At 65.6% G+C, this 19947-nt stretch carries 19 protein-coding genes and 2 pseudogenes; 14 read left to right on the top strand and 7 right to left on the bottom strand.

Annotation, left to right across the window (positions count from 1 at the left end; all coding sequences use genetic code 11):
* Positions 1-563, top strand: a pseudogene (locus VB777_RS16815) (transposase); the annotation flags it as partial.
* Between the two features lie 243 nt (positions 564-806).
* Here the strand turns inward: VB777_RS16815 and argS are convergent.
* Positions 807-2636 carry an arginine--tRNA ligase gene (gene argS, locus VB777_RS16810; protein WP_323250377.1) on the bottom strand — a complete coding sequence of 610 codons (1830 nt, stop codon included), beginning with the start codon at positions 2634-2636 and terminating at the stop codon, positions 807-809.
* A gap of 1048 nt (positions 2637-3684) precedes the next feature.
* Between argS and VB777_RS16805 the strand changes: the two genes are divergently transcribed.
* On the top strand, positions 3685-4566 hold the full coding sequence (locus tag VB777_RS16805) for a formate/nitrite transporter family protein (protein ID WP_197158557.1): 882 nt from the start codon (positions 3685-3687) through the stop codon (positions 4564-4566).
* A 145-nt stretch (positions 4567-4711) separates the two neighbouring features.
* Here VB777_RS16805 and cynS read toward each other — a convergent pair whose 3' ends face one another.
* Entirely contained in the window at positions 4712-5161 is a 450-nt protein-coding gene (gene cynS / locus VB777_RS16800) for a cyanase (protein ID WP_197158558.1), read from the bottom strand.
* Between the two features lie 215 nt (positions 5162-5376).
* Here cynS and VB777_RS16795 point away from each other — a divergent pair, with 215 nt between their 5' ends.
* Together VB777_RS16795 and VB777_RS16790 are read left to right on the top strand one after the other, a co-directional pair.
* On the top strand, positions 5377-5529 hold the full coding sequence (locus VB777_RS16795; RefSeq protein ID WP_197158559.1) for a hypothetical protein: 153 nt from the start codon (positions 5377-5379) through the stop codon (positions 5527-5529).
* A gap of 146 nt (positions 5530-5675) precedes the next feature.
* Positions 5676-7403, top strand: coding sequence for a dihydroxyacetone kinase family protein (locus VB777_RS16790; RefSeq protein WP_323250374.1), 1728 nt, complete (start codon positions 5676-5678; stop codon positions 7401-7403).
* A gap of 81 nt (positions 7404-7484) precedes the next feature.
* On the opposite strand, the gene VB777_RS16785 is transcribed toward VB777_RS16790, so the two are convergent.
* Together VB777_RS16785 and VB777_RS16780 are read right to left on the bottom strand one after the other, a co-directional pair.
* The gene (locus VB777_RS16785) at positions 7485-7994 is read right to left on the bottom strand and encodes a DUF1993 domain-containing protein (protein ID WP_323250372.1); all 510 of its coding nucleotides are present in this window, start codon (positions 7992-7994) and stop codon (positions 7485-7487) included.
* 65 nt (positions 7995-8059) lie between these two features.
* A complete protein-coding gene (locus VB777_RS16780; RefSeq protein WP_197158562.1) occupies positions 8060-8398 on the bottom strand; it encodes a translation initiation factor in 339 nt (112 codons plus the stop codon).
* Between VB777_RS16780 and VB777_RS16775 the strand changes: the two genes are divergently transcribed.
* Positions 8397-8666 carry a hypothetical protein gene (locus tag VB777_RS16775; protein WP_197158563.1) on the top strand — a complete coding sequence of 90 codons (270 nt, stop codon included), beginning with the start codon at positions 8397-8399 and terminating at the stop codon, positions 8664-8666. The two genes, VB777_RS16780 and VB777_RS16775, sit on opposite strands and share 2 nt — an antisense overlap.
* Before the next feature lie 52 nt (positions 8667-8718).
* Entirely contained in the window at positions 8719-9981 is a 1263-nt protein-coding gene (gene trpB, locus VB777_RS16770) for a tryptophan synthase subunit beta (RefSeq protein ID WP_323250388.1), read from the top strand.
* A 1-nt stretch (position 9982) separates the two neighbouring features.
* On the opposite strand, the pseudogene VB777_RS17530 reads toward trpB, so the two are convergent.
* The 3 genes and pseudogenes from VB777_RS17530 to VB777_RS16755 all read right to left on the bottom strand — a co-directional run.
* Positions 9983-10384: pseudogene (locus VB777_RS17530) on the bottom strand (20S proteasome subunit A/B); the annotation flags it as partial.
* A gap of 726 nt (positions 10385-11110) precedes the next feature.
* The gene (locus VB777_RS16760; RefSeq protein WP_231598050.1) at positions 11111-12100 is read right to left on the bottom strand and encodes an HrcA family transcriptional regulator; all 990 of its coding nucleotides are present in this window, start codon (positions 12098-12100) and stop codon (positions 11111-11113) included.
* 211 nt (positions 12101-12311) lie between these two features.
* Positions 12312-12662 (bottom strand): rhodanese-like domain-containing protein, encoded by a 351-nt coding sequence (locus tag VB777_RS16755; RefSeq protein ID WP_197158564.1) that lies wholly within the window; start codon positions 12660-12662, stop codon positions 12312-12314.
* Between the two features lie 67 nt (positions 12663-12729).
* Between VB777_RS16755 and VB777_RS16750 the strand changes: the two genes are divergently transcribed.
* The 8 genes from VB777_RS16750 (at position 12730) to VB777_RS16715 (ending at position 19941) form a co-directional block, all read left to right on the top strand.
* Positions 12730-14304, top strand: a complete 1575-nt coding sequence (locus VB777_RS16750) for a DUF3352 domain-containing protein (RefSeq protein WP_323250370.1) — start codon at positions 12730-12732, stop codon at positions 14302-14304.
* Positions 14301-14813 (top strand): SixA phosphatase family protein, encoded by a 513-nt coding sequence (locus VB777_RS16745; protein WP_323250368.1) that lies wholly within the window; start codon positions 14301-14303, stop codon positions 14811-14813. The genes VB777_RS16750 and VB777_RS16745 overlap by 4 nt, the downstream gene beginning before the upstream one ends.
* A gap of 78 nt (positions 14814-14891) precedes the next feature.
* Positions 14892-16040 carry a citrate synthase gene (locus tag VB777_RS16740; RefSeq protein WP_416238387.1) on the top strand — a complete coding sequence of 383 codons (1149 nt, stop codon included), beginning with the start codon at positions 14892-14894 and terminating at the stop codon, positions 16038-16040.
* An 85-nt stretch (positions 16041-16125) separates the two neighbouring features.
* Complete coding sequence (gene nuoH / locus VB777_RS16735; RefSeq protein WP_197158568.1) at positions 16126-17295, top strand: NADH-quinone oxidoreductase subunit NuoH; 1170 nt, start codon at positions 16126-16128, stop codon at positions 17293-17295.
* A gap of 95 nt (positions 17296-17390) precedes the next feature.
* Positions 17391-18020, top strand: a complete 630-nt coding sequence (gene ndhI, locus VB777_RS16730; protein ID WP_197158569.1) for an NAD(P)H-quinone oxidoreductase subunit I — start codon at positions 17391-17393, stop codon at positions 18018-18020.
* The gene (locus VB777_RS16725; RefSeq protein ID WP_323250363.1) at positions 18020-18649 is read left to right on the top strand and encodes an NADH-quinone oxidoreductase subunit J; all 630 of its coding nucleotides are present in this window, start codon (positions 18020-18022) and stop codon (positions 18647-18649) included. Before ndhI ends, VB777_RS16725 begins: the two co-directional genes overlap by 1 nt.
* Positions 18646-18975, top strand: a complete 330-nt coding sequence (gene nuoK / locus VB777_RS16720) for an NADH-quinone oxidoreductase subunit NuoK (RefSeq protein WP_323250361.1) — start codon at positions 18646-18648, stop codon at positions 18973-18975. The genes VB777_RS16725 and nuoK overlap by 4 nt, the downstream gene beginning before the upstream one ends.
* 15 nt (positions 18976-18990) lie before the next feature.
* Positions 18991-19941: an NAD(+) kinase gene (locus VB777_RS16715; RefSeq protein ID WP_323250358.1), complete on the top strand. Its 951-nt coding sequence runs from the start codon at positions 18991-18993 to the stop codon at positions 19939-19941.
* Positions 19942-19947 lie beyond the last annotated feature (6 nt).

Genomic DNA, 19947 nt, shown 5'->3' with positions numbered 1-19947 from the left:
GATTCTCTACCACTCAGACAGCAGAAGCATCCCAGATCGGATCGTGAGTCTCTTCCAAGCTCACATCCGGCCAATTGTTCGTGGCAAGGCCAGATGCAATGTCGAATTCGGAGCCAAGATCTCCATTGCAGTCACCGGTGATGGGTTTACCTACCTGGATCGCCTGAGCTACGACCCCTACAACGAAGGGCAAGACCTAAAGGCTCAGGCAAGAGCCTATCGCCGTCGTCATGGTCATTATCCAGAAGTGATCTGTGCCGATCAGATCTATCGGACTCGAGCGAACCGCGCTTTCTGTCAGCATCATGGGATTCGCCTGAGTGGACCTCGCCTTGGTCGGCCCAAGAGCGATCCTGAGCTTGTGGCAGAAGAGAAGAGACAGTTTCTTGATGATCAACGGCAACGTAACGCGGTCGAAGGCAAAATCGGACAGGGGAAGCGGCGGTTTGGATTGGGTTTGATTCGTGAGAAGCTCGCTGCCACCCAAGGATCAGCCATTGCATTGGCTGTACTGGTGATGAACCTCGAGAAGCTGCTGGAGCTTCTTGTTGTCCTTTTTGCCTTCTTGTTTCAGCTACTGATCGGCACTGAATCCATCCGAAGAGGCGAGGAGCGACTCCTGAGCAATCAACCGGCTTCAGCCTGAGCAACACTCAGAGGTCAGCCGGCCCTCCCCATATTGTTGCCCTGGGGGTGGTTCTTACTTTCTCAGGAGGCCCTAATTGGCTGGATTGATTCAGCCGCTTCCGTCCCTGCGCCGATTGGGCGCCGCTGGGAGAGGCCGGATGACCTGCTGCCAGGAGCGCTCACATCCGCTCCAGGGTCGGAATTCCCAGCAGCCCCAGCCCCAGCCGCAGGGTGTCGGCCGTGAGGCGGCAGAGCGCCAGGCGTCCAGGGCGGGCGCCCTCCTCAGCCTTGAGCACCGGCACCTGGTCATAGAAGCGGTTGAACACCTGGCTGAGCTCGAACAGATAGCTGCACAACCGGTTGGGCAGCAACTCCTGCTCCACCTCGGCCACCACCGCGTCGAACTTCAGCAGTTCTCGCACCAGGGCCCACTCCTGAGGCTCACTGAACTGCAGGCTGGAGGCCTCCGCCTTGCCTGCCAGGTCGCCGCCCTTGCGGGCGATGCCGGCGATCCGCACCACGGCATAGAGCAGATAGGGGGCGGTGTTGCCGTGCAGCGCCAACATCCGATCAAAGCTGAACTGATAGTTGGTGGTGCGGTTCTGGCTGAGGTCGGCATACTTCACCGCCGCCAGTCCCACGGTGGTGGCCACCTGGGTGATGAAGCTTTCCTCCTCGTGGCGCCCCTCCTCCTCCAGGCGACGGCGCAGGTCGGCGCCTGCCCGCTCCACCGCTTCATCGAGCAGATCCCGCAGGCGCACGGTGTCGCCGGCACGGGTCTTGAGCTTCTTGCCGTCGTCCCCCTGCACCAGGCCGAAGGGCACATGCTCCAGCCGCCCGTCTGCGGGGATCCAGCCGGCGCGCCGGGCCACCTGGAACACGCCGGCGAAATGGCTGGCCTGGCCCGCATCCGTCACGTAGATCACGCGGCGGGCGCCATCGCCGGCGGGGGGTTCGGCGAAGCGGTAGCGGATGGCGGCCAGGTCGGTGGTGGCGTAGTTGAAGCCGCCGTCGCTCTTGCGCACGATCACCGGCAGGGCCTTCCCGTCCTTGCCGCTCACCCCCTCCAGGAACACGCAGCCGGCGCCGTCGTCGGTCACCAGCAGTCCGGTGGTCTCCAGGTCGGTCACCACGGCCTCGAGATAGGGGTTGTAGAAGGATTCGCCCCGTTCGCTGAGGCGGATGTCGAGCCGGTCGTAGATCTTCTGGAATTCCCGGCGGCTCTGGTCGCAGAGCAGCCCCCAGGCCTTCAGCGAGACCGGATCTCCCCCCTGCAGCTTCACCACCTCCTCGCGGGACGTGGCCTGGAAGACGGGGTCGTCGTCGAAGCGCTGCTTGGCCTGGCGATAGAAGGCCACCAGATCGCCGAGGTCCACCGCATCGGCGGTGATCAGCGCCTCGGGGGCCACCTGCTTGAGATGCGTGATCAGCATGCCGAACTGGGTGCCCCAGTCGCCCACGTGGTTGAGGCGCAGCACCGGGTGGCCACGGAACTCCAGCACCCGGGCGAGGCAGTCGCCGATGATCGTGGAGCGCAGATGCCCCACGTGCATCTCCTTGGCGATGTTGGGGCTGGAGAAGTCGACCACCACCGGAGTCGCTGGCGCTCCGCCGGCTTGGCCTCCGCCCACCTCCGCAGCCGCGGGAACGCCCAGGCGGGGCTCCCCAAGACGGGCCGCCACCTCGGCCGTGAGCCGCTCAGGGCGCAGGGTGAGGTTGATGAAGCCGGGCCCGGCGATCTGGGGCTCCAGGCAGAGTTCCGCGAAGGCTGGATCCGCCGCCAGTTCGTTCACGATCGCCGTGGCGATGGTGCGGGGCGGCTGCTTCAGGGGCTTGGCCAGGGGCAGGGCGCCGTTGGCCTGGAAATCACCGAATTCGGGCTTGCTGGCTGCTGCCAACTGGGGATCCAGGCGCCGGCCATCTGCACGGGCCTCGGCGGCGGCCTGCGGAAACGCCCGCTCCATTGCCGCACACAGCAGGCTGTCGAGGGCTTGGGCGAGGCGAAGCATGGGGGAGGGCTGGAAGAGCGGCAAGCCTCCCGCCTGTGGCGGGAGAGGCCCTGATCATCCATCCGGACCGGCGGCACCCAGGTGGAGGCTTGGTGGAATGGATGGCTTGAGGCGCGGGTGATCGGGATGGCCAGGTTGCAGGGCCCGTGAGACTCGCTTCGGATTCGGTCTGGACTTTCGACCGAAAGACCTCTGAAATGCACTGATGCCAGTGACTCACTGCTTGAGCATTCCCAGTCCGGGGGTGAGCTGTGCGTGGGCTGGGAATCGAGGTTGGATGAAGCCCAGAGTCAACCATTCAGGAGAGATCAGCTATGCAGGAAATTCACCCTGGCCATGATCTGGCCGACGCGGTCTTGTCGTTGAAAAGCTCAGGGTGTTCACTCTCCCCATGTCCACATTCATCTGTCTATCAAGGGAATCAGGACCTCGTCGCAGCCGTCAGATCGCTGACAAGCCTTTAACGCGACGGGCTCGGAATGCTTGATGGGGAAGCGGCGCTGCGCACACATTGCCCACTCTGTGACTTTTCAGGCCGGCACCTCTATGGGAGACGATCAGCACGGTTGTGCCACGAGCTCCGAAGCCCCTGGGCAGCCAGGATTGATCTTCTGTAGCATCTGTCACAACACTTCGTTCTGGCAGCACCTATACAAGTTCTGTTGACCTCGCTTGTTTCCGACAGGTCAACATTGGACGTTATTGCGTCCACCCCTCGGGGCAGTGAATGCTTCTCGCTTCTTCGTCGTCTGTCTTGTTCCAGTACCTTCCCTGTTGAAGTGCTCCCTCTGGCTGGACATCTTGACTGAGGCGTAGTCTCATCGTCCATTCCCCTGGGGCCCTACCGGCAGGCTCTGCTTAGTTGGCGCCAACTTGATTCCACAGCTGCTTTTTCTCTTCCCATGGCCATCACTTCATGGCACCCGACAGGGTTGTCCAGGCAGGCCACCGTCCAGGTAGTGGGCTGATCGGTTGCTTCATCAACGCCATCCGTGGCTGAGGCGCCTAACTCTTTCGTTCCCAGTTCCAATTCAGTAGCACCTCAAAGATGGATTACGTCTTACCAAATGAACTCGTTGACGGCATGATTGCTGCCGGCGGCAAGAAATCCGGCGTCAGTATCAAGAATCTGTTGCTGCGAGGTTTCTACTCCGGATCCGTTCTCGGTCTGGCCTTGTGCCTTGCCCTCACGATCATGGTTCAGACCGGAATACCGTGGATCGGGTCTCTGATCTTTCCTTTCGGATTCGCCAGTATCGTGTTGTTCGGCATGGAACTGGTCACCGGTAACTTTGCCTTGCTTCCTATGGCGGTCTGGGCAGGTAAGACCACTTGGAGCAAAACCATCCGGAACTGGATCTGGGTCTGGATCGGCAATTTCCTCGGTACAGGCTTGGTGGGCATCCTGTTTGCCATCAGCCTCACCAGTGGTGGAACTGCAGATCTGGCTGCAGGGTCAGGGGATTGGGTTGCGGTCGCCAACAAGATCATCGGCCTGAATAAAGCCAACGTGATCGTCAAGTATCAGTCCCTCGGTGTCCTTGGTTTCTTTCTTGCCTTTGTCCGAGGCCTTATTGCCAACTGGTTGGTCTGCCTTGGTGTCACACTGGCGCTCGTCAGCAAAAGTGTTCCTGGAAAGATCCTTGCCTGCTGGCTGCCAATTACGGCGTTCCAGGCTCTCGGTATGGAACATATCGTGGTCAACATGTTCCTGCACACCACAGGGCCTCTTCTGGGCTCTGGCGTAAGTTTCGGACAGATTGCATTTTGGAATTACCTGCCTGTCACCATGGGAAATATTGTTGGTGGGATGGTGTTCATCGGTATGCTCTTCTACAGCACCCATCGCACAACGGTCAGCAATGTGCTGCCCACGGTGCATGATGAGAAGCTTGAGCGTGAGTTGGCTGCCGAGCTTGGCGCACGTTGATGATCTGGGTAAGCTGATTTAAAAGTCGACTTTCTCAACGGCTTTCAACAATCAGCAAGCTCTCCAACGATCAGACCCGTCGCATTGCGACGGGTCCTTTTTCGTTACTGGCTGATTCGGCCGGTGGGCACGCGCAGCGCCTGGATCACCACTTCTTGTAAGGCAGGAACTTGCCGCACATGGTGATCTTCACTCGGTCCCCGGCGGGATTGGCTTCTTTGTCCACGTGCAAGGTGAAGTCGATCGCGCTCATAATGCCATCGCCAAACTTCTCCTGGATCACATCCTTGAGTGGCATGCCGTACACCTGCATGATCTCGTAAAAACGATAGATCAATGGATCAGTGGGAATCACCGGATCCAGCGATCCCTTGGTAGGGAAATCCTGCAATGCAGCGATGATTTCCGCATCCAGGTCCAGCAGCTCACCCAGTTGGGTTGCCTCGTCCGCCGAGGCGGTGGCCTGGAGATAAAACAGGGAGGCTACCCAGACTTCGTCGCGGCCCAGCTTGGCGCCCAGGTCGGCAAAGCTCATTCCCTTGGCTTTTTTGGCAGCCAGCAATGCAGAGATCATTGTGTCTTGGTTCGCAGTCATGAACAACGGTTGTCGTGATGTCCGCTACCGCATCAGGCCGTGCCATTGGATCATGGCCTGATGTCAGTTGCGAACTCCTGACTATCGATTGATCGACGCGTCTTGCTGGCATCAATCACTACAGATCTGGATTTCACCAGGCCTTTTGGATGATTTTCATACAGACGTCGTCCGATGGTCTGATTGGAATGAGGTCGACCTGTGTGAGCTGCCGGATGGTTCATGCCCTCATTTCCTACCTTCGCCATCTAGGCCTGTTTGAGCCAGTCCCCTCTCTGATCCTCCAGCGGCTCTACGTCGCTGCCGGCCGTGATCATCCTGCCCACCCCCGCCACGGTCGCTACGACGGCCTCACGGCCTGTGAGTGACCGCGGCGTTCGGCACCGTCCCGATGGTCCTGGGTAGTGAGATGGGTGGTACAGCATGACGCTGTCATGAAACTCCTGGGCCGCAACAGCAGCAGGGTCCATGCTGATGCTGACGATCCGGACGGCCCCATTCGGGGTCTCAGAGCATGACGCACCTGATCACCGATCCCGGCCGCTTTGCGGTACAGGCCAAGGCTGGGTTCGTGGCTGCGAATCGCCGCCGGGTGCGGGCCGTGGCGGGTGGTGTCGTGCGTGCCTCAGGCCTCGTCAGGGGACGGGTGGCCGTGGTGACCGGCGGTGGGTCCGGCCACTATCCCGCGTTCATGGGCTTTGTCGGGATGGGCATGGCCGCCGGTGCCGCCTGCGGCAACATCTTCGCGTCGCCGTCGGCTGGCCAGATCGTCAGTGTGAGCCGTGAGGTGAATCGGGGCGCTGGTTTCCTGCTCACTTTCGGGAATTACACCGGCGACATGTTGCAGTTCGGCCTGGCGGCGGAACGCCTGCGTTCCGAGGGCCACGACGTGCGCATTGTGGCGGTGAGTGATGACATCGCCAGTGCCCCGCCCTCCGCCATGAATCAGCGCCGTGGCATTGCCGGCGGGCTGGCGGTGTACAAGGTGGCCGGTGCGGCTGCCGAAGCAGGCCTGGACCTGGATGCGGTGGAGAGGCTGGCCCGGCGGACCAATGCCCGCACCCGAACCCTCGGTGTGGCCTTCAGCGGCTGCACCCTGCCGGGGGCGGAGTCTCCCTTGTTCTCTGTGCCGGCGGGTCGCATGGCCGTGGGGCTGGGCGTGCACGGCGAGCCGGGGCTGGAGGAGCGTCCTCTCCCCGACGCTGCCGGACTGGCGGAGCTGCTGGTGGCTGCGCTGCTGGCGGAAAGCCCGGATGACATACCGCCCCAGGAGGCTCGGGTGGTGGTGGTGCTCAACGGGTTGGGCGGGTTCAAATACGAGGAGCTGTTCAGCCTCTTCGATGCGGTGGCAAGCAATCTTGAGGCCAGGGGCGTGCGGATCGTCGATGCCGAATGTGGCGAACTGGTCACCAGCCTGGAGATGGCCGGGCTGTCTCTCAGTCTCTTCTGGCTCGACGATGAGCTCGAGCCGTTCTGGCAAGCCCCAGCCGACAGCGCTGCTTTCCAACGCGGCCATCCGACACTCGGCCCGACGACCGCTCCGGAACGGGAGGCAGACACTCCTGCCCCGATTCCGCCGGCATCAGCGTGCGACAGTCCAGCTGGCCAGGGGGATCAGCTGATCTGGGCCCGTCGGGTGCTGGAGGGCCTCCAGAAGGCCCAGGCAGCGTTGGAGGCGAGCCACCAGGAGCTGGGCCAGCTCGATGCCATCGCAGGAGACGGCGACCATGGCCTGGGCATGGTGCGGGGCGTCGGTGGGGCGGTGGCTGCTGCCCAGCGGGCGGTGGACGACCAGGGCAGCGTGGCCCGTGTCCTGCTGGAAGCCGGAGAGGCCTGGTCTGAGCAGGGCGGCGGCAGCTCCGGTGCCCTCTGGGGCATTGGTCTGGCGGCTGCCGGCAATGCCCTCGCCGCGGCGGATCGATTGGATCCAACCGCCTTGGCCGGAGCCGTCGCCGCCGCTCTTGGCGCCATTCGGAATCTCGGCAAGGCCCAGGCTGGCGACAAGACCCTGGTCGATGCCCTGATCCCTTTCTCGGAACGGTTGAGCAGCGGTATCGCCCAAGGGGAGTCGGCTGCCAGGGCCTGGTCTGAGGCGGCCAACTGCGCAGTGCATGCTGCCCAGGCCACAGCCGAGCTGTTGCCCCGACTGGGTCGAGCCCGATCCCATGGCGCCAGGAGCGTCGGCCACCCCGATCCAGGCGCCGTTTCCCTGGCGGAGGTGTCGGTGGCCGTTCAGATCTGAGCCTGGCCTGGGCGCCTCAGGACCCTTGCCCACCCCATGGAGAGGCATCGTGTCGATGGCAATGGGCTGGAGGCGAAGATTTCAGGATGCGCCCAGGAAATCGCGCTTGCCGAGGACCACACCGTTGTGGCGCAGGATGTTGTAAGCGGTGGTGACGTGGAAATAGACGTTCGGCAGCACGAAGCTGCTCAGAAAGGGCCAGCCCGGCATCGTGATCGTCTGATCGCGGCCGATCGGCACTGTGATCAGCCGTTCTTCCGAGCCGTTCAGCTGTTCCGTCGGCACGCTTTCGATGAAGGTGATCGTGTGCTGCAGCCGCTCGATCAGTTCGGCGAAACTGGTTTCGCTGTCCTCCACCGCTGGCGCTTCGGATCCGGCCAGCCGGGCGACCCCTCGGCGGGCGATGTCCGAGGCGATCTGCACCTGACGCACCAGGGGGAACATGTCGGGATAGAGGCGGCTCTGCAGCAGCACCGCCGGATCGATGCTGTGGGCTTCCGCGTGGGCCTGCCCCTTGGCGAGCACGGCGGCGAGATTGGTCAGCGTCCGCGTCAGCGGCAGCACCGACGCATCAACCATCGAGAGTTGCATCGGTAAGACAGCGGAATCTCTGAGATCTCACAACCCTAGGGGCCCTGCTTGGGGCCCTGCTCGCGTCATCCCCCTGCCTGCTTCGGCCGAAAACCAGCCTGCTCAAGGGCGGAAAGAGCCGCGGCCACCTGATCGCCCTGGAGTTCGATCACGCCATCTTTGAGGGTGCCGCCGGTACCGGCGGAGGCCTTCAGCTGCTTCAGCAGGGTCCTGCTTTCAGCCTCGCCGATCTCCAGCCCGGTGATGGCGGTCACCAGCTTGCCGCCCTTGCCCGCTTTGGTGCGTTGCACCCGCACCCGCTGCTGGGCACGTGGCTGAGCGGCGGCATCCCCCGCACCAGCGCGCTGCAGGCTTTCCGGCCGGCTGCCGCCACTGCTGAATTCGGTCCAGCCCCCCTTGGCCATGGCTCCATCCTTCGCTACCACCCACTCCAGCGCACCGCCCTTCCACTCCGCCAACGCCCCCACCGTGGATCTTCCCCCCCTGCAGCTGGAAATGCTGCGGATCGGCCTGCAGGGCGAACCTGCCGCCGCTCTCTGCCGCAAGGCGCCGTTGCGACCCGACAGCCTCCGTTCCTCCGTGTCCGGAGCAGCCGACTGCACCCTCGAGCCGGACTGGCTGCGTATCGATGAACCGCCCGGCTGGCCGGTGGCGCCGCCGCCACCGCCCTGAGCACGGCTTCCTACGCTGGGATCACCCCGTCCAGCCGCCGGTGACCAGCACCCTGTCAGCGCAGACCCCAGCCCCGGGGCAGCCCGATGCCACGGCCCTCGACCCGTCGGCACGGCCCACCCCGGCCGGTCGCTTCGGGCGGTATGGCGGCCAGTACGTGCCCGAAACCTTGATGCCGGCCCTGGCGGAACTGGAGCAGGCGGCGGCCGAAGCCTGGGCCGATCCAGGCTTCACCGATCGGCTGAATCACCTGCTGCGCACCTACGTGGGCCGGCCCACGCCCCTTTACGAGGCCGAACGACTCACGGCCCACTACGCCCGTCCCGAAGGCGGTCCGCGCCTCTGGCTGAAGCGGGAAGACCTCAACCACACCGGCGCCCACAAGATCAACAACGCCCTCGGGCAGGCACTTCTGGCCCTGCGCATGGGCAAGCAACGGATCATCGCCGAGACCGGCGCCGGCCAGCATGGCGTGGCCACCGCCACCGTCTGTGCCCGCTTCGGCCTGGAGTGTGTGATCTATATGGGCGCCGAAGACATGCGCCGCCAGGCTTTGAACGTCTTCCGCATGCGGTTGCTGGGGGCCACCGTGCAACCCGTCACCGCGGGTACCGCCACCCTCAAGGACGCCACCAGCGAGGCCATCCGCGACTGGGTCACCAACGTGGAGACGACCCACTACATCCTCGGCTCGGTTGCGGGGCCGCACCCCTATCCGATGCTGGTGCGCGACTTCCATGCCTGCATCGGCCGGGAGGCGAAGGCGCAGTGCCAGGAGGCCTTCGGTCGCCTGCCGGACGTGCTGATCGCCTGCGTGGGCGGGGGCTCCAATGCCATGGGCCTGTTCCACCCCTTCGTGGAGGACATCTCCGTGCGCCTGATCGGGGTGGAGGCCGCCGGCGACGGTGTGGCCACGGGTCGCCACGCCGCCACGATCACTGAAGGGCGCGTCGGGGTGCTGCATGGCGCCATGAGCCTGCTGCTGCAGGACAGCGAAGGCCAGGTCCAGGAGGCCCATTCGATCAGCGCCGGCCTCGACTACCCGGGAGTGGGCCCCGAACACAGCTACCTCAAGGAGATCGGCCGGGCCGAATACGGTGCCGTGACGGACGCCGAAGCCCTGCGGGCGCTGCAGTTGGTGTGTGAACTCGAGGGGATCATTCCGGCCCTCGAAACCGCCCACGCCTTCGCCTGGCTCGAGACCCTCTGCCCCACCCTTGCCCCCGGAACGGAGGTGGTGCTCAACCTCTCAGGCCGCGGCGACAAAGACGTCAACACCGTGGCCGACAAGCTGGGCGGCAGGCTCGAGGGCTGAGTCAGAGGGGATCCTCTTCCCAGGCGAAACGCGGCAGGCGGCGCAGGCCGTCCTGCATGCTGCGGGCCCAGATGTCCATCGAGCGGCCGATCTCCGGTGCCCCCTTGGAGAGCTTGATGCGGCGCGAGATCCGAAGCTCGTCACGGGGCATCAGGGCCACCTCAAACGGGGGGCCCACCGTGAGGTTGGAGCGTCGCGTGATGATCTGGGAAATCAGGCACAGCCGCGCCGCATCCTCGAGGGACAGGCCGCAATGCCCCACGAAATCAAGCGGAGGCTTGCCGTACTTGCTTTCACCGATCTGCAGGAAGGGGGTTTCGCGGGTGGCCATCACCGCGTTGCCCTGGGGGTAGATCAGAACCAGGCCATGGCGGTCACCGCGGATCTGGCCGCCCAGGATGAAGCTGGCTTCGGCACTGGCTCCCGACTGCCGCAGGGTATGGCCGTATTCCTGCTGAACCGCCACGCTGACGCGACCCACATAGTCGGCCGCTTCAAACAGGAAGCGGGCGCTGAGCAGGTCGGGTAGGGATGAGTCCCGCAGACCCACGGCCTCTCGATCCACTCCCTCCCGACCCACTGCCGCGCGATCCACTGCCTGCCGGTCCAATCCCTCCCAGTCCGCTGCCGCCCGGGAGGACGGGTTCCCGGCTTTGACGGAGCTGGTCACCGAGGCGAAATCAGAAGCCCAGGCAGCGAGCGGTCCGGCAGCCGGTGCCGTGGAGCCGGTTGCCGCATCAGGACTGATGGGGCAGGAATCGGCGAACACCTCCGTTTCCTGCGGTGGTTGGCTGGGTTGCTGCATCAGGCTGGAGCCGATGCCCACCGCAGGGCCACTGCCCACGCCAGGGGGGGTGCTCACGCCCTTGGCCAGCAGATCACGGTGGATCCGGTTCAGCACCGCCTGGGTGGTGGCGAGGTTGCCGGCGGCCAGGAGCACGAACAACCGGTCTTCTGCCGGCTGAAACACGTGCATCTTGCTGTAGGTGGAGATGTAATCCACCCCGGCGTTGGTCCGGGAATCAGATGCGAAGACCAGCCCCGAATCGAGAAGAAAGCCGACGCAATAGGTCATTCCGGGGTCGGGAGGAAAGAGGGGCGGGCAGGGTCCATCCGGCAGCCGCAGCCCTCAGCTGAGCAGGCGTTGCAGAATCGAGGCTACCGATCGGACTGTCGCCCGAGCCGTGGCGTACGCCATCCGCATCGGTCCGATCAGGGCAACATGGCCCAGGCCACCGTCGCCGCTGCGATAACTGGCCTGCACCACGGCGCAGTCATGCAGGGCGACGTGGGGGTGTTCGCGGCCGATCCAGATCGCATCCCCTTCAGGGCCGAGCACCTGCCGCGGCCGCTCTTCAACCAGTTGCACAAGTGGCCGCAGGCTGGCGGTGCGGCTGAATTCCGGCTGTCCAAGCAATCCCCCCAGTCCGATCGCGAGGGCGTTATCAGCATCATCGGCATCGCTGCTGGCACGGCTGGCCAGGGCCTGGCGCAGCACCCGGCCACTGCGCTGCAGCTCGCGCGGCAACTGCTCCCAGGAGATGCCGGGCTCCCCCGGCCGGCGCAGTTGCTGATTGGCCCAGCGCTCCAGCACAGGCAACTCCAGCTCCGTTTCGCCCGGAAGGCGCACGTTGAGGCTGGTGGCCACCGCCGGGGCCTGCACCAGAAACACCAGCAGGCGATCGTGGCTGCCCATCAGCCGGATCGCCTGGAGCCGCGGCTCGGCCCGTTGCGGCCGGGTGATCAGGCTGAGCAGCCCGGTGAGATCGGCCAGCCGCCGGCCGAGGTGACGCAGCAGGTCGTCCAGGCTGGCCCACTGAAGGCTGAGGCCGGTGAGTTCACGCTCCAGTTGCAGGGCAGCCGCACCGGGGGCCGGCAGCAGCTGATCCACATAGGTGCGGTAGCCCCGCTCGCTGGGGATACGGCCGGCGGAGGTATGGGGCTGGGTCAGCAAACCCCGCTGTTCCAGGGCGCCCATGGCCGATCGCACCGTGGCCGGGCTGGCGGGCAGGCCGAAGCGACGCACCAGGGTGCTGCTTCCCACCGGCTCCATCGTGTCGACGTAGTGCCTCACCGTGGCTTGAAGCACCTGCTGTTGGCGGCGGGGCAGGCTGTCCACGGGAAGGGGCCGGCACGGACCCGGTCAGAGTGGCGTTGAGCTTAGGAGTTTGCTGAAAAAGTCCCGAGGCCGTCATGCCTTAAGCCTTACCTTTGGGCGCAGCGCCCGTGAACACTGGGCTCGAAGTCAGGCGTTCCCGGGCTGAATGGTCCTTGACGGGGTTTTTCAGCAAACTCTTAGAGAGCTTCCAGCGCCTGCGCCAGACTGGAGATCAGTAGCGGGGCACGCTGGGATCCACAAGCACGCTCCAGGCGTCGATGCCCCCCCGCAGATTCCAGACCCGTTCATAGCCCTGTGTCTCCATCAACCAGCAGCCGAACTGCCAGCTGCGCACGCCGGCATGACAGAGCACAACGATGTCGGCCTCCGGATCGAGCCGCTGCGGCAGCTCCGCCAGCCACTCCTGGGAGCGGCTGAGCGGTAGATGCACCGTGGGATGGGATAACCGGGCCAGCGCCAGTTCCTGGTCCTCCCGCACATCCACCAGTTGAAGGGGGCGTTCCGCCTGCAGCCATTGCTGCAGCTCGCTGGCGCTGAGGGAGCTCGGGCTGGCGGAGGCCATGGCGTGGGGGAGTGGGCGGTCAAGGTAGGGGCTTGGCATCAAGATGGGGCCACCTTGCGTAGGGCGCATGAAGGCCCGCCCCTTCCTGGCGGTCGTGCTGCTGGTGGCGGTGTTGCTGCTGAGTCTCGGCCTGGCGGGCTGGTGGCTCGTCTGGCAGCGCAGCCCCCTCCAGCTCCAGCGTCAGCCCCTGGTGGTGCCGCTGTCAGCCCGCTTTGTGCCCCGCTCCGCCCCCCTGGCCCTCTACCTGCTGGCGGATGGCAACCAACCGGTCGACTACGCCCGCGCCGTTGCCCCCACCCGCCAGCGCCGACCATCAGCCGAGGCTGTGGCGCGCCTGCGGGATGGCGCCTTCGCGGCTGCCGGAATCGATTACAGCGGTGAACTGGCCGAGTGGCTCGGCCCCGAGATCACCCTCGCCCTGCTGGAGACCGGCGCCGATCCCGGCGACACCGGCTGGCTGCTGGCCCTGCGAAGCCGCGATGACCAGGGCGCTCGCCGTTTCCTGCAGCGCTTCTGGCAGACCCGCAGCCTGGCGGGCACCGACCTGCAGATCAGCCGCTACCGCGGCATGGGCCTGATCAGCGGCCGCGGAGCCCTGCTGGGGCAGGAGCCCGCCCCCCTGGCCACGGCCCTGATCGACGATGACCTGGTCCTGATCGGATCGGGCCGTGGCGTGCTTGAGCAGGCGCTCGACGTCTCCCAGATCGATGAACTCAACCAGGCCGCCAGTTCCCGCTTTCAGCAGCAGCTGCAGCAGCTTGAACGGGGCGTGGTTGTGGTGCAGGCCCGGCCCGAGGCTCTGCAGCGCTGGCTGGGCCTGCCGGCCTCCCTCGCCGATGACAGCCGTGTCACGGATCTGGTGGCCGCCCTGCGGCCCCAGGGCACCGCTCTGGTGGTGGATGCCCTGCTGGGCTGGAAGGAGCCGGGCCTGCAGCTCGATCCGGCCGAACCCGAGGGACCGCTGAACCAGCTGCGGGGTTCCTCGCGCCAGCTGCTGCTGCTGCAGAACCCGGCCAGCCTGCTGGCCTCACCGCTGGCGCCGGCGCTGGCACCCCTGGCCGGGTCATCAGACGAGGAGTCGTTGCCGGCCCTGGTGGCGACCCGTGATGCCGGTCCCCTGCTCTGGAGCGAGACCGCCGATGGCTGGGTGCTGGGCACAGCGGCCGACCGACCCGCTCTCGCCGACCTGGCGGCCGATCTTGAGCGGCAGGGGCTGGTGATGGCGCCTCTGACACTCGCCTCCCGTGGTACCGACCCGGTGCAGGTGTGGACCCGGCTGAGCCTGGCGGACGGTCGTGGCGATCGGCAGCTGCAGGCCTCCCTGGCCGGCGCCCGCAGCCAGTCCGGTGCCTGGGCCTGGTGGGGGCAGAACCTGGCGGTGCTCGACCGGCAGCAGTCGGCCCGGGGGCTTCCCCATGCTCGTCTGGAGCAGCTCACCGCCCTGGCGATGCCCTCGGCCCCACTGCAGCGGGCCATGGCCGCCGCTCCGGCCCGCGACTGGATCGAGGGCTGGCAACCCTGGCGGCTCCTCTCCGGTCTGGCCGGCACTCGCCTGAGCGAGCCGGTGCAGGGGGCCTCCTTCGCGGCCCAGGCCGACGGCGAAGCCCTGCGCCTGCGCGCCCGCCTGGAGCTGGCCGGATGAGCGAGGGGCGGGAACTGCTGCTGCTTCGCCACGGCATCTCCGAGGAGCGTTCACCGGACCGGCCCGACGCGGGACGCGGCCTCACCCCACGGGGCGATCGCCGCACCCGCGCCGTGGTGGAGCGCCTCTGCGCCCTGAACCTGGGCTGCGAGCTGTGGTTCACCAGTCCGCTGCTGCGCGCCCGCCAGACCGCCGCCATCGCCGCCGATCTGGGCCTGGCACCGCTCCCACTCGAGGCCCCCGAACTGGCCCCGGAGGCCGATGCCGCACCCCTGCTGGAGCGCTGCCTGGCTGGCGATGGCGAACTGCCCGCCTGGAGCCGTCTGGGTCTGGTGGGCCATGAACCCGACCTCAGCGCCCTGGCAGCCAGGCTGATCGGTGCGCCCCTCGAAGCGCTGGAGCTGCGCAAGGCCGGCGTGATCCTGCTGGCCCTGCCGTCCCGGGGGCTGCCCTGGGGCCACAGCGCCCTGCGATTGCTGCTCTCGCCACGCTCCCTGCTGGCATCCTGAGGTTGCGCCTGGTGGGATGCACTACGGCGCACCCCAGCCACTGGCCGTAGGGTCTGCAGCAGTGGAATGCCTGGCACGGTGGATCCGTCTTCCTCTTCTCCTCCCTTCCGTCCGGGTCTGGAGGGCGTACCGGCCACCCAGTCGGCGATCTGCGACATCGACGGACAGCAGGGCCTGCTCACCTACCGCGGCTACGACGTGGATGAGCTGGCGGACCGCAGCAGCTTCCTCGAAACGGCCTATCTGCTCATCTGGGGAGACCTGCCCACGGCCTCCCAGCTCGCCTCGTTCCAGCATGAGGTGCAGATGCACCGCCGGGTGAGCTTCCGCATCCGGGACATGATGAAGTGCTTCCCGGCCACGGGGCACCCCATGGACGCGCTGCAGTCGAGCGCGGCCTCACTGGGGCTGTTCTATTCCCGCCGTGCCCTCGACAACCCCGAATACATCTTTGAGGCGGTGGTCCGGCTGATTGCCAAGATCCCCACGATGGTGGCGGCGTTCCAGCTGATCCGCAAAGGCCAGGATCCGATCCAGCCCCGCGACGATCTCTCCTACGCCGCCAACTTCCTCTACATGATCACTGAGCGGGAGCCCGATCCCCTGGCGGCCCGCATCTTCGATGCCTGTCTGATCCTGCACGCCGAGCACAGCCTCAACGCCAGCACCTTCAGTGCCCGCGTCACCGCCAGCACCCTCACCGATCCCTACGCCGTGGTGGCCTCGGCCGTTGGCACCCTCGCCGGCCCCCTGCATGGCGGCGCCAACGAAGACGTGCTGGCCATGCTCGAAACGATCGGCAACGCCGACCGGGTGGAGGCCTGGCTGGATCAGGCGATTGCCGAGAAGCAGAAGATCATGGGCTTCGGCCACCGTGAGTACAAGGTGAAGGATCCCCGTGCGGTGATCCTGCAGCGCCTGGCCGAGGATCTGTTCGATCGCTTCGGCCACGACCCCCTCTACGACCTGGCCCGCCAGCTGGAGGATGCTGCCGCCGTGCGGCTGGGTCCGAAGGGCATCTATCCGAATGTGGACTTCTATTCCGGCCTGGTGTATCGAAAGCTCGGCATCCCCCGCGATCTGTTCACCCCGATCTTCGCGATCGCCCGCACCGCCGGCTGGCTGGCCCACTGGAAAGAGCAGCTGGGTGCGAATCGCATCTACCGACCCACGCAGATCTACACCGGCACCAGCGATCTCAGCTGGGTACCCCTGGAGGCCCGCTGATCGCGCTTTCGCAGCGATCGCACCGTCTCCCTGATCGTCCGCCTAAGTTGCCCCCACTGCCGCCGCGCCCCTTGCCGCCCTCCGCATGGTGACCTCCACCATCTCCTCCTTCGCAGCGGTCGCCACCGCGGCGACCGTCAGTCCCGGCCTCGATCTGGAGGCCAGCTTCACAGACGTGATGCAGGGCCTCGGCCTCAGTGCCGGTGCGGCCCGTCTGCTCTGGCTTCCCCTGCCGATGCTGCTGGTGCTGGTGGCCGCCGTGGTGGGCGTGCTGGTGAGCGTCTGGCTGGAACGCAAGATCTCCGCCGCCGTGCAGCAGCGCATCGGTCCGGAATATGCCGGCGCCCTCGGGGTGCTGCAGCCGATTGCCGACGGCCTCAAGCTGGTGTTCAAGGAGGACATCATTCCAGCCCGGGCCGATGGCCTGCTCTTCACCATAGGGCCTGTGCTGGTGGTGATTCCCGTGATCCTCAGCTGGCTGGTGGTCCCCTTCGGCCAGCACCTGGTGATCAGCAACGTCGGGATCGGCATCTTCCTGTGGATCTCCCTCAGCAGCATCCAGCCGATCGGCCTGCTGATGAGTGGCTACGCCAGCAACAACAAGTACTCCCTGCTGGGCGGTCTGCGAGCGGCGGCCCAGTCGATCAGCTACGAAATCCCCCTGGCCCTGGCGGTGCTGGCAGTGGTGATGATGAGCAACTCGCTCAGCACCGTCGACATCGTCGATCAGCAGACCGGCGCCGGCATCCTCAGCTGGAACATCTGGCGCCAGCCGGTGGGTTTCCTGATTTTCTGGATCTGTGCCCTGGCTGAATGCGAGCGCTTGCCCTTTGACCTGCCGGAGGCCGAAGAGGAACTGGTGGCCGGCTACCAGACCGAATACTCCGGCATGAAGTTCGCCCTCTTCTATCTGGGCAGCTACATCAACCTCGTGCTTTCGGCCCTGCTCGTCTCGGTGCTCTATCTGGGTGGATGGGGCTTTCCGGTCCCGGTCGAGTGGTTGGCCGGCGCCCTCGGCCAGTCGGTCGATGCCCCTGTGGTGCAGATGATCACAGGCGCCACCGGCATCGTGATGACCGTGCTCAAGGCCTATCTGCTGGTGTTCCTGGCGATCCTGCTGCGCTGGACCACCCCACGGGTGCGGATCGACCAGTTGCTGGATCTCGGCTGGAAGTTCCTGCTGCCGATCGCCCTGGTGAATCTGCTCGTGACCGCCGCCCTGAAACTCGCCTTCCCGGTGGCCTTCGGCGGCTGAACCTGCCGGGTACGACCTGGTCGACGGTTTTTTGCTGAGGCGGCCATCATGGTGCTCAGCCTGCTTCCCTTTCCAGCTCCCTCGCTCTCCGGTTCATGTTCGGCTTCCTCAAGAAGGTCAGTGACTACACGCGTGATGCAGTGGGCGCCGCCCAGTACATGACCCAGGGCCTGGCGGTCACCTTTGACCACCTGCGCCGGCGCCCGATCACGGTTCAGTACCCCTACGAGAAGCTGATCCCATCGGAGCGCTATCGGGGTCGTATCCACTACGAGTTCGACAAGTGCATCGCCTGTGAGGTGTGTGTGCGCGTCTGCCCAATCAACCTGCCGGTGGTCGACTGGGTCATGAACAAAGCCACCAAGAAAAAGGAGCTGCGCAACTATTCAATCGATTTCGGGGTGTGCATCTTCTGCGGCAACTGCGTCGAATACTGCCCCACCAATTGCCTTTCGATGACCGAGGAGTACGAGCTGTCGACCTTCGATCGCCACAGTCTCAACTACGACAACATTGCCCTCGGCCGGCTGCCCACCAGTGTCACCAGTGATCCGGCCGTGTTCGCCCTGCGCGAACTGGCTTACCTGCCCCAGGGGGTGATGGATCCCCACGATGTGCCCGCCACGGCCCCGCGGGCAGGCAAACTTCCCGAGCAGGTTCTGCAGACCCTGCCCAAGGCCGCCCCTGCCGGCGAGACCCAGGCCGATCCCGGAGCCGCTTCCTGATGACGATCGCTTCCACCACCCAGCAGATCTGCTTCCTGGTGCTGTCGGCCACCCTGGTGTTCGGCTCGCTCGGCGTGGTGCTGCTGCCCAACATTGTCTATTCGGCCTTCCTGCTCGGCGGCGTTTTCCTGTCGGTGGCTGGGCTGTATCTCCTGCTCAATGCCAGCTTCGTGGCCGCCGCCCAGGTGCTGGTCTACGTGGGTGCCGTGAATGTGCTGATCCTGTTCGCGATCATGCTCGTGAACAAGCAGGAGACCCTCGCCGCCATTCCCGGCCTGCTGCTGCGTCGCATCCTCTCCGGGGCGGTCTGCGCTGGACTGTTCCTGCTGCTGGTTCGGGTGGCCTTCACCACCGACTGGGCCCTGCCAGGCCCCGAACCGATCGGCGATGAGGCCACCATCCGCATCGGTGAGCACCTGTTCAGCGATTATCTGCTGCCCTTTGAGCTGGCCTCAGTGCTGCTCTTGATGGCGATGATCGGAGCGATTGTGCTGGCCCGCCGCGACGTGTTCAGCAGCGATGTGATCACCGGCGAGCCCGCCGATCAGGGCCTGATCGAAAAGGCCCGCACCCCCCTGCTCCTGGACACCAACGCCCAGTCTCAGCCCATGCTGGAGAACACCCCATGAACCTTGATCTGCCCAGCCCCATCCCCCTGCAGGCCTATCTGGTGCTGGCCGCCATCCTGTTCTGCACCGGGGTGTGGGGGCTGATCAACAGCCGCAATGCCGTTCGCGTGCTGATGAGCATTGAGCTCATGCTCAACGCCGTGAACATCAATCTGATGGCTTTCTCGACCTACCTGGATGGCCAGTTGATCCGCGGCCAGGTGTTCACCATTTTCGTGATCACCGTGGCCGCCGCCGAAGCCGCCGTGGGTCTGGCCATCCTCCTGTCCCTCTATCGCAACCGCGAAACCGTGGACATGGAGCGTTTCAACCTGCTGCGCTGGTAGGTCGGTCCACCGGCCATGCTGATCGAACGGGTCTGGCTGATCGTGCGCTCTGGCAGCCAGGCCTCCCAGAGGCAGGCTCGCCGCTGCGTCGCCGATCTCAAGGCGCTCGGGGTGGAGGTGATCGTCGCGGTGAGCGGCCTCAGCTCCAATCCCTTCCCGGGCCTGCTGGCGACGGAGCCACGCCTACCGGATCTGGCCCTGGTGCTGGGCGGTGATGGCACCGTGCTCGGGGCCGCCCGCCATCTGGCTCGGCACAACGTGCCGATCCTCAGCTTCAACGTGGGTGGGCACCTGGGCTTCCTCACCCATGATCCCCGGCTGATGCGGCTCAGCGCCAGTGGTGCCCAACCGTCCGATCCGGCGGACAGCCTGTGGCAGCGCCTGCACGACGACCGTTTCGCCCTGGAGCGCCGCCTGATGCTGGAGGCTCAGGTCGATCGCGGCGATGGGGTGCTGCTGGGCGACGACAGCGACGGAGCCCATTGCGCCCTGAACGATTTCTACCTCCGACCCTGCCTCGATGAACTGTCGCCCACCTGTGTGCTCGAACTGGAAATCGACGGCGAGGTGGTCGACCAGTACCGCGGCGATGGCCTGATCATCGCCACCCCCACCGGCTCGACGGGATACGCCATGGCGGCGGGTGGACCGATCCTCCATCCAGGCATCGAGGCGATCGTGATCACGCCGATCTGCCCGATGAGCCTCTCCAGCCGGGCAGTGGTCGTGCCACCGCGGGCGCGATTGATCGTCTGGCCTCTGGGGGAGAGCAGCCGCCGCGTCAAGCTCTGGAAAGACGGCGCCCACGCCACCGAACTGGAGCCGGGCGATCGCTGCATCGTGCAGCGCAGTCCGCATCCGGCCCTGTTCGTGATCCTCGAGCAGAGCCCCTCCTACTACCGCACCCTCACCCGCAAACTCCACTGGGCCGGCAGCCTCAATGGAGCCGAAGCCGGGCCCAACTGAAGCCGG

It is taken from the genome of Synechococcus sp. CCY9202 (genome assembly GCF_034931685.1).
Lineage (GTDB): Bacteria > Cyanobacteriota > Cyanobacteriia > PCC-6307 > Cyanobiaceae > CBW1002.
This window is presented reverse-complemented; position numbering and strand designations above follow the sequence as displayed.